Annotated in this window: 2 protein-coding genes; both read right to left on the bottom strand. The window is 74.1% G+C overall.

The window, feature by feature from the left end; translation table 11 throughout:
* On the bottom strand, positions 1-3653 hold a 3653-nt coding region (locus tag E1291_RS33950; RefSeq protein WP_131742167.1), incomplete at its 3' end, for a type I polyketide synthase.
* Positions 3654-3676: 23 nt separating this feature from the next.
* The coding region (locus E1291_RS33945; RefSeq protein WP_131742166.1) for a type I polyketide synthase at positions 3677-10430 on the bottom strand (6754 nt) is incomplete at its 5' end.

Genomic DNA, 10430 nt, shown 5'->3' with positions numbered 1-10430 from the left:
AGCCAGCGGGCGACGTGCGCGGCCGGCTCGCCGAGGCCGCCGGTGACCACGGCGGTGCCGCCGGTGGACCAGTCCCCAGCCGGGGCCGAGTCCCCGGCGGGCGCCGGGATCAGCCGCCGCGCGAACGGCCCGGCCGCGCGCAGCGCCACCTGGTCCTCCCCGGACGTCCCGGCGAGGACGGCGCGCAGCCGGTCCGGCCGCAGGTCGCCGGGGCGGGCCGGCAGGTCGAGCAGCCCGCCCCACAGGTCCGGATGCTCCAGGGCCGCCACCCGGCCGAGGCCCCACACCTGCGCCTGCTCCGGGGAGTCGAGCGGGTCGTCGCCGTCCACCGGCACCGCGCCGCGCGTGGCGCACCACAGCGGCGCGCCGAGGTCCGCGTCCAGCAGCGCCTGCAGCAGGGCGAGCGTGCCGGTCAGCCCGCGGGTGAGGGTGGGGCACCGCGCGTCCGGCCGCCCGTCCAGGGCGAGAAGCGACAGCACGCCCGTGGGCGGCGCGCCGTCGGCGAACCGGGACCGCAGCGACGCGGCGAGCGTTTCCCGGTCGGCGTCCTCCCTCACCTCGAAGAGGTGCGCCGGGTCACCGGCGCCGCCCAGGGCGTCGCCGCACACCTCCGGCCAGGGGTCGGCGCCGCCCGCCGGGTGGACGATGAGCCAGGACCCGGGCCGGGCCTCGCCCGCGAGGCCGGTGAGGGGCCGCCAGGCCACCCGGTGACGCCAGGAGTCGATGGCCGAGCGTTCCCGCCGCCCGCGGCGCCAGCCGGTCAGCGCGGGCAGGACGGCGCCGAGCGACGCGCGGTCCGCGCCGTCCCCGGCGAGGCCCAGCGTGTCGGCGAGGACTCCGGCGTCACCGCGCTCGACCGCGTCCCAGAACCGGTCCTCCTCCGCGTCCTCTCTCGGCGCCGCGCCGGGGGGCACGATGTCGGCCATCCAGTAGCGGCGCCGCTGGAAGGCGTAGGTGGGGAGGTCGACGACCCGGGCCGCCGGGTCGTCGGGGAACCACCGGGCCCAGTCGATGGTCCGGCCCGCGGTGTGGAGCCGCGCCAGGGCCTCGGCCAGTGCTTGGTCGTCGGGTTGCTTGCGGTCCAGCACGGCGGTGACCAGCGGTTCCCGCTCCGCCGTGAAGGTCTGCTGGGCCGCGGTCGCCAGGACCGGGTCGGGGCCGAGTTCCAGCAGGACGCCCGCCTGGTCGGCCACGTGAGCCACGGCGGGCGCGAACCGGACGGGCCGACGGATCTGCCGCGCCCAATACCCGGGAGTGGCGATCTCCTCATCGGCGGGCCGCCCGGTGAGATTACTGATCAGCGGAATCCGGGGCTCGTGGAAGGTCAGCCCGCTGATAGCGGCGGTGAACTCCTCCAACACCGGATCCATGAGCGGGGAATGGAACGCGTGGCTTACCGTCAGGGCCTTGGTCTTACGACCACGTGCCGACCACGAGGCCACCAGCGCGGCGACCGCGTCCGCCTCACCTGACACCACCGTGTTGTCCGGAGTGTTCAACGCCGCGACCACCACCCGGGACCCGTCCAGCTCCCCGGCCAGTTCCTCTTCGGTCGCCTGAATCGCCGCCATCGCGCCACCCGGCGGAAGAGCGCCCATCAACGTCGCACGCGCCGCCACCAGACGACACGCGTCCGCCAAATCGAACACACCCGCCAAGTACGCCGCGGCGACCTCGCCGATCGAGTGACCGATCACCACATCGGGCCGCACCCCGAACGACTCCAGCAACCGTGCCAGCGCGACCTGCAACGCGAACAAACCCGCCTGGGCGTACGTCGTGTGGTCCAGCAGTTCCTCGTCACCGGCGAAGGCGACCTGCCTCAGCGGATGCTCCAGATGCGGATCGAGCAGGCCGCAGACCTCGTCGAACGCCTCCGCGAACGCCGGGAACCGCTCGTACAGCCCCGCGCCCATCCCGAGCCGCTGGCTGCCCTGGCCACTGAACAGGAACACGGTCGTACCCGCGACGGTGTCCTCGGGGCCGATGACACCGGGGTGCGGCATGCCGTCCGCGAGGGCCCGCACGCCCGCAAGCAGCTCCTCGCGGGACTGGCCGAGGACCACGGCGCGCCGCTCCAGCACGGACCGGGACGTCACCAGCGACCGGCCCACCTCCGCCGCCGAGTCCTCCGAGGCCCCCACATGCCCGGCCAGCGCCTCGGCCTGGCCGCGCAGAGCTTCGTGCCCGCGCGCCGACACCGGCCACGGCACCACGCCGTCGACGCGCACCGGCTCGGCTTCGGACTCAGGCTCGGCCTCCGGCTCGGGCGCCTGCTCCAGGATCAGGTGCGCGTTGGTACCGGAGATGCCGAACGACGACACCCCGGCGCGGCGCGGACGGCCGGCGTCCGGCCACGGCACGGTCTCGGTGAGCACGCGCACCCCACCGGCGTCCCAGTCGACGTGCCGCGTCGGCTCGCCGGCGTGCAGCGAGGGCGGCAGGGTCCCGTGCCGCATCGCCATGACCATCTTGATGACACCCGCGACACCGGCGGCCGCCTGCGTGTGCCCGATGTTCGACTTCACCGACCCCAGCCACAGCGGACGGCCGTCCGGGCGCTCCCGCCCATAGGTGGAGATGAGGGCCTGCGCCTCGATCGGGTCGCCCAGCGCCGTCCCCGTCCCGTGCGCCTCCACCGCGTCCACCTGGTCGGCGGCGAGCCGCGCGTTCGCGAGCGCCAGCCGGATCACCCGCTCCTGGGCGGCCTCGTTGGGCGCGGTGAGCCCGTTGCTCGCGCCGTCCTGGTTGACGGCCGAGCCGCGGACGACCGCGAGCACCCGGCGGCCGTTGCGGCGCGCGTCCGACAGCCGCTCCAGCAGCACGAGCCCGACGCCCTCGGAGAAGCCGGTGCCGTCCGCCGACGCCGCGAACGCCTTGCACCGGCCGTCGGGGGCCAGGCCGCGCTGCCGGGAGAACTCGGCGAAGGCGGTGGGCGTGGTCAGCGCCGTCACGCCCCCGGCCACCGCCAGGTCGCACTCCCCCTGCCGCAGCGCCTGGCAGGCCAGGTGCATGGCGACCAGCGACGACGAGCACGCCGTGTCCACGGTGACGGCGGGGCCCTCCAGCCCGAACGTGTAGGCCACCCGGCCCGAGATCACGCTCGTGAGGCTGCCCGTGGTGGCGTATCCCTCGAAGCCGTCGGGGATCCGAGGGATCCTGGTCATGTAGTCCTGGCTGGACATGCCCGCGTACACGCCCGTCGAGCCGCCCTTCAGCGCGGCGGGGTCGAGGCCCGCCCGCTCGAACAGCTCCCACGACACCTCCAGCAGCAGTCTTTGCTGCGGGTCCATCGCGAGGGCCTCGCGCGGGCCGATCCCGAAGAACCCGGCGTCGAACTCGCCGACGTCGCGCAGGAACCCGGCCTCCCGGACGTAGGTGGTGCCGGGGTGGTCCGGGTCGGGGTGGTAGAGGTCCTCCAGGTCCCAGCCCCGGTCGTCCGGGAACTCCCCGATGCCGTCGCCGCCGGAGGCGACCAGCTCCCACAGGTCCTCGGGGCCGCGCACGCCGCCGGGATACCGGCACGCCATGCCGACCACGGCGAGCGGCTCGCCCTGCCGGTCCTCCACCTCCCGCAGCCGCCGGCGGGCCTGTCCCAGGTCGGCCGTCACCCGCTTCAGGTACTGGCGGAGCTTGTCTTCCGTGCCCGGCATCGGTCCTCGCTTTCCGGCCATGCTCACAGTTCCCGATCGATGAACGCGAAGATCTCCTCGTCGGAGGCGGACTCCAGGTCCCCGCCGTCCTCCCCGGCGCCGTCCTGCCCGGCACCGGCCTCGGCGGCGCCGTCGCCGAGCCGCCACAGGAGCGTCTGCACCCGCTTGGCCAGCCCGCCGCGGGCCTCCGCGTCGAGCGTCGCGCCCGCCATCGCCTCCTCAAGCCGCGCCAGCTCGGCGAACACCGGCTCGGCGGGCTCCGCCGCGGCCGGGGCCAGCGTCGCCCGGAACTCGGCCGCGATGGCGGCGGCCGTCGGGTACCTGAAGACGAACGTCGCGGGGAGCCGCAGTCCGGTGGCCGCCGACAGCCGGTTGCGCAGCTCCACCGCGGTCAGGGAGTCGAACCCGAGGTCCTTGAACGGCGCGTCGACCTGGACGGCGTCGGCGTCGGCGTGTCCCAGCACCGCCGCGGCCTGCGCCCGCACCAGGTCGAGCAGGACGCGGTCCTGCTCGTCGGCGGGCAGCCCCGCCAGCCGGCCCGCCAGGTCGGCCGGGGCCCGGCCGGAGGCGGCGACCCGCCGGGCCTGGCCGCCGCCCGCGAGCGCCCGCAGGAAGGCGGGCTGCGTCCCGGCTGCCTGCCCGGCCAGTGCCCGGACGTCCAGGTCGGCGGCGAGGGGGTTCGGGTCGCCGTGCCGCAGTGCGGCGTCGAAGAGGGCCAGCCCCTGGGCGGCGCTCATGGCCCTGATCCCCGTCCGGTTCATCCGCGCCAGGTCGGCCTTGCCCAGGTGCCCGGTCATGCCGCTTGAATCGGCCCACAGACCCCAGGCCACCGAGAGACCGGCCAGCCCGGACGCGTACCGGTGCGCCGCCAGCGCGTCGCAGTAGGCGTTGGCCGCCGCGTAGTTGGCCTGCCCTGGCGCACCCCACACTCCGGCGGCGGAGGAGAAGATGACGAACATGCCGAGGGGGAGGTCCCGGGTGGCCTCGTGCAGGTGGTGGGCGGCCGTGGCCTTGGTCTGCCACACCCGTTCCAGCCGTTCGGCGTCCTGTGAGGTGATCACCGCGTCGTCGATGACACCGGCGGCGTGGATCACACCGGTGAGGGGATGCTCGGGATCGATGCCCTTCACCAGTTCAGCGACCGCGCCGGAATCCGTCACGTCCGCCGCCACGACCTCGGCCCGGCCGCCCAACTCCGCCAGCCTCGTGACCAGTTCGGCCGCTTCCGGAGCGTCGGGGCCCCGGCGGCTGACCAGCGTCAGGTGCCGTGCCTGACCGGTGCGGACGAGATGCTCGGCCACCAAGGCGCCCAGAGCACCGGTACCGCCGGTGATCAGAACCGTGCCGTCGGGGTCGACCGGGGGTGGGACGTCCAGGACGAGCTTGCCGGTGTGACGGGCCTGGCTCATGAACCGCAACGCCTCGCGCGCCCGGCCCAGCGGCCACGCTCGCACAGGAGCCGGTTGCAGCGTCCCGGCCGCGAACAACCCGGTCACCACGCTGAACATCCGCGCGATGAGATCCGGACCCGCATCGGTGACCAGGTCGAACACCCGGTACCGCACATCCGGATACGTCTCAGGGTCACGGATATCGGTCTTGCCCATCTCCATGAACCGGCCGCCGTCCTTCAGCAACCGCAACGACGCGTCCGTGAACTCCCCGGCCAGGCTGTTCAAGACGACGTCCACACCCTGACCACCGGTGGCATCGCGGAACTTCTCCTCAAAGTCCAGATCACGCGAGGACGCGCGGTGGGCCTCGTCGATGCCCATCTCCTCCAAGACGGCGTGCTTGCCGGGACTGGCGGTCGCGAACACCTCCGCACCCAGATGACGAGCGATCTGCACCGCCGCCATCCCCACCCCACCCGTCGCGGCATGAATCAGAACCGACTCACCCGCACGGAGTCCGGCCAGCTCCACCAGCCCGTACCAGGCCGTCAGGAAGGTCACCGGAACCGAGGCCCCCTCGCGGAAGCCCCAGCCCTCCGGCAAGCCCACGACCATCCGCGCGTCCGCCACCGCGACCGGCCCGAACGCGCCGGGGAACAGACCCATCACCTGATCGCCGACCGACAGGCCCGTGACTTGCGAGCCCACCTCGGTCACGACACCGGCACCCTCACCACCCAGACCACTCTGACCCGGCGCCATCCCCAAACTCACCAGCACATCACGGAAGTTGATCCCGGCGGCACGCACCGCGACGCGGACCTCGCCGGGGCCGAGCGGCTCCAGCACCTCCGGGCAGGGGACGGCCGCCACGGTGTCGAGCGTGGCCGGTTCTCCGGACGCCAGACGCCAGGCGGGGGCGTCCATCGCGCCGCCGTCGCCCGGGGCGGCCCGTACCAGCCGCGGGACGAGCGTCCGTCCCGACCGCACGGCGAGCTGCGGTTCGTCCGCGTCCAGGGCCCGGTCCAGAGCGGTCGCGAGGTCGGCGGTGTCGTCGTCGAGGTCCAGCAGGACGAACCGGCCGGGGTTCTCCGACTGCGCGCTGCGCACCAGACCCCACACACCCGCACCCGCGAGATCCGGATCCTCCACCGACACCGCACCCCGCGTCACCAGAACCAACCGCGCATCCGACAACGCGGACTCGGACAGCCACTCCTGAACCAGACCCAGAACACTCGCGACGACGTCCACTCCATCGCCCGACGGCACAGCGGTCAGCACCACCGACGGCACGTCCTCCGCCGAGGCGACGGCCGCGACGTCGGGAAGGGTCGTCACATCGGGCAGGCCGAGCCGGTCGGCTCCGAGCACCGCCCAGTCCCTCTCCCGTGATCCGGCCTCCGCCGGGGCGGCGTCGGCCGGGAGGGCGGTCCACCGCACGGCGAACAGGCCGTCCACTCCACCGCCGCTCCCGGCCGTCCTCAGGCGTTCGGTGTCGGCCGCGCGCATGACCACCGAGCCGGCCGTCAGCACCGGGGCCCCAGCCGTGTCCGTCAGCTCGACGCGCACGACGCGCTCGCCGTCGGCGGCGTCCTCGGGCGACAGCCGCACCCGGACGGTGCTCGCCTCGCTCGCCCACAGGGAGACGCCGTTCCACGAGAACGGCAGCCACGTCCGCTGGTCCAGCTCCCCTTCGACGATGGGGACGGTGAGCAGCGCGTGCAGGGACGCGTCCAGTAGGGCCGGATGGATCCCGAACCCGTCCGCCGCGCCCGCGGCGTCGGGGAGGACGACCTCGGCCAGCACGTCGGAGCCGTGCCGCCACACCGCCTGGACGCCCTGGAACGCCGGCCCGTACTCGTATCCGGCCGCCGCGACGCGCTCGTAAAGGCCGTCGACTGTGAGGGGCTGCGCGCCTGCCGGTGGCCATGCCCGCGCCGCGCCGCCCGGCTGTTCGGCGGCGTCCTCGGCGGGGGCGAGGACGCCCTGCGCGTGGCACGTCCACGTACCGTCGGGGCGGTCGGGGCGGGAGTGGATCCGCACGTCGCGGCGCCCATCGGGTCCGGCGGCGTCCACCGCCACCTGGACGCGGACGGACTCGCCCGCGTCCAGCACCAGCGGAGCCTGGACCATCAGCTCGTCCACGCCGCCGCAGCCCGTCTCGTCGGCGGCCCGCAGCGCCCATTCCACGAGCACCGCCCCGGGCACCAGGGCCGTGCCCGCCACGACATGGTCGGCCAGCCATCGGTGCGCCTGCGTCGAGATGCGCCCGGTGAGCAGGCGGGTGTCGCCCTCGGCCGGTTCCACGGACGCGCCCAGCAGCGGATGCCCCGCCGACGCCAGCCCCAGCCCGGCGGGGTCCCCGCCACTGCCACCGAACGCGTCCAGCCAGAACCGCTGATGCCGGAAGGCGTAGGTGGGGAGGTCCACGACCCGGGGCGCCGGGTCGGCGGGGAACCACGGGGCCCAGTCGATGGTCCGCCCTGCGGTGTGCAGCCGCGCCAGAGCGTGCGCCAAGGCCGCCTCGTCCGGCTGCTTGCCGCTCAACGCCGAGACCACCACCGGCTCCCGCGACTCGGAAAGCCCATGCTGAGCGGCGGTCGCCAACACCGGATCGGGGCCGAGCTCCAGCAGGACACCGGCGTGAGGTGCGATGTGCTCGACGGCGGGCGCGAACCGGACGGGCCGCCGGATCTGCCGCGCCCAATACCCGGGAGTCGCGATCTCCTCATCGGCCGGCCGCCCGGTGAGATTACTGATCAGCGGAATCCGCGGCTCATAGAAGCTCAGCCCGCTGATAGCGGCGGCGAACTCCTCCAACACCGGATCCATGAGCGGGGAATGGAACGCGTGGCTGACCGTCAGGACTTTGGTCTTACGACCGCGCGCCGACCACGAGGCCACCAGCGCGGCGACCGCGTCCGCCTCGCCGGACACCACCGTGTTGTCCGGAGTGTTCAGCGCCGCGATCGACACACCGGTGCCGTCCAGTTCCCCGACCAACTCCTCCTCGGTCGCCTGGATCGCCGCCATCGCCCCACCCGCAGGAAGAGCACCCATCAACGTCGCACGCGCCGCCACCAGACGACACGCATCCGCCAAATCGAACACACCCGCCAAATACGCCGCCGCGACCTCACCGATCGAATGACCGATCACCACATCGGGCCGCACCCCGAACGACTCCAGCAACCGCGCCAGAGCGACCTGCAACGCGAACAAACCCGCCTGCGCGTAGGTGGTGTGATCGAGCAGGCCGTCCCGGCCGGGAAGTCCGGTGAAGACCACGTCCCTGAGCGGGTGCTCCAGCTCGGCGTCCAGCGCCTTGCAGACCTCGTCGAACGCCTCCGCGAACACCGGGAACCGCTCGTACAGCCCCGCGCCCATCCCGAGCCGCTGGCTGCCCTGGCCACTGAACAGGAACACGGTCCCGCCCTCGGCTGCCTTGTCCGCGAGGACGACGCCGGGGAGGGGCTCTCCCGAGGCGACGGCGCGGACTCCGGCCAGAAGCTCATCGCGGTCCCGGCCGAGGACGACCGCGCGTTCCTCCAATGCGGACCGGGACGTCACCAGCGACCAGCCCACCTCCGCCGCCGAATCCTCCGAGGCCGCCACATGCCCGGCCAGCACCTCGGCCTGCGCACGCAACCCCTCGGACCCACGCGCCGACACCACCCACGGCACCAGCCCGTCAGCCTCACCCGGCACCGGGACGGGCTCCACGTCCGGCCCCTGCTCCAGAATCAGGTGGGCGTTCGTCCCCGAGGCCCCGAACGACGACACCCCCGCCCGGCGCGGACGGCCCGCGTCCGGCCATGGCACGGTCTCGGTGAGCAGGCGGACGGCTCCCGAATCCCAGTCGACGTGCGGAGACGGCTCGTCGATGTGCAGGGACGCGGGCAGCGTCCCGTGCCGCATCGCCATCACCATCTTGATGACCCCGGCGACACCGGCGGCGGCCTGTGTGTGCCCGATGTTGGACTTCACCGACCCCAGCCACAAAGGACGATCATCGGCCCGCCCCTGCCCGTAAGTGGCGAGGAGCGCCTGCGCCTCGATCGGGTCGCCCAGCGTCGTGCCCGTCCCGTGTCCCTCGACGGCGTCGATCTCGCCGGTGTCCAGCCTGGCGTTGGCGAGGGCCTGCCGGATGACGCGCTCCTGGGACGGCCCGTTCGGGGCGGTGAGCCCGTTGCTCGCACCGTCCTGGTTCACCGCCGAGCCGCGCAGCACCGCCAGCACGCGATGGCCGTTGCGCTTCGCGTCCGACAGCCGCTCCAGGAGCACGAGCCCGACGCCCTCACCCCAGCCCGTTCCATCCGCCGCCGCCGCGAACGACTTGCACCGCCCGTCCGGCGCCAGACCCCGCTGCCGCGAGAAACCGGTGAACACCTCGGGCGTGGCCATCACCGTGACACCGCCCGCCAGCGCCAAATCGCACTCGCCCTGCCGCAGCGCCTGCGCCGCAAGATGCATCGCCACCAGCGACGACGAGCACGCCGTGTCCACGGTGACCGCGGGCCCCTCCAGGCCCAGCGTGTACGCCACCCGGCCGGACACCACGCTGCCCGAGCTGCTCAGCATGGAGTAGCCCTCCAGCTTCGCGTCGCCTCCGCCGGGCGGACCGGCCGCGTAGTCGTGGTACATCACGCCCGCGTACACACCCGTGTGGCTGCCCTTCAGCGACACCGGATCGATGCCCGCGCGTTCCAGCACCTCCCAGGACGCCTCCAGCAGCAACCTTTGCTGCGGGTCCATCGCGAGGGCCTCGCGGGGGTTGATGCCGAAGAAGTCGGCGTCGAACTCCGCGGCGCCGGGCAGGAAGGCGCCCTCGTCCGCGTAGCTGGTGCCGGGGTGGTCGGGGTCGGGGTGGAACAGCGCGTCCAGATTCCAGCCGCGGTCGGACGGGAACGCCGCCATGGCGTCCACGCCCCGCGCGACCAGGTCCCACAGCCCCTCGGGCGAGCCCGCGCCGCCGGGGAACCGGCACGCCATCGCCACGAGCGCGACCGGCTCGTCCGTTCCGGCCGCCGCGCGGGCGGGGGCGCCCGCCGTGGCGCCGTCCCCGGAGAGCCGGGAGCCGAGGTGCGCGGCCAGCGTCGCGGGGGTCGGGTAGTCGAAGGCCAGCGTCGCGGGCAGCCGCAGCCCGGTGGCCTGCGCGAGCCGGTTGCGCAGCTCCATCGCTGTCAGCGACTCCAGGCCGAGGTCCTTGAACGGGGAGTCGGGGTCGACGTCCCCCGCGGAGCCGTAACCGAGGACGGCGGCCACGCCCGCGCGGACCAGGCCGGTGAGGGCGTCCAGCCGCCGGGCCGCGTCCAGCCCGGCCAGCCGCGCCGCGAAATCCGGCCCGGCCGCGGCGTCCGCCCCGGCGGCGGACCGGCGG

Origin of the sequence: Actinomadura roseirufa (assembly GCF_900659635.1) — a bacterium.
Classification (GTDB): domain Bacteria; phylum Actinomycetota; class Actinomycetes; order Streptosporangiales; family Streptosporangiaceae; genus Spirillospora; species Spirillospora roseirufa.
This window is presented reverse-complemented; position numbering and strand designations above follow the sequence as displayed.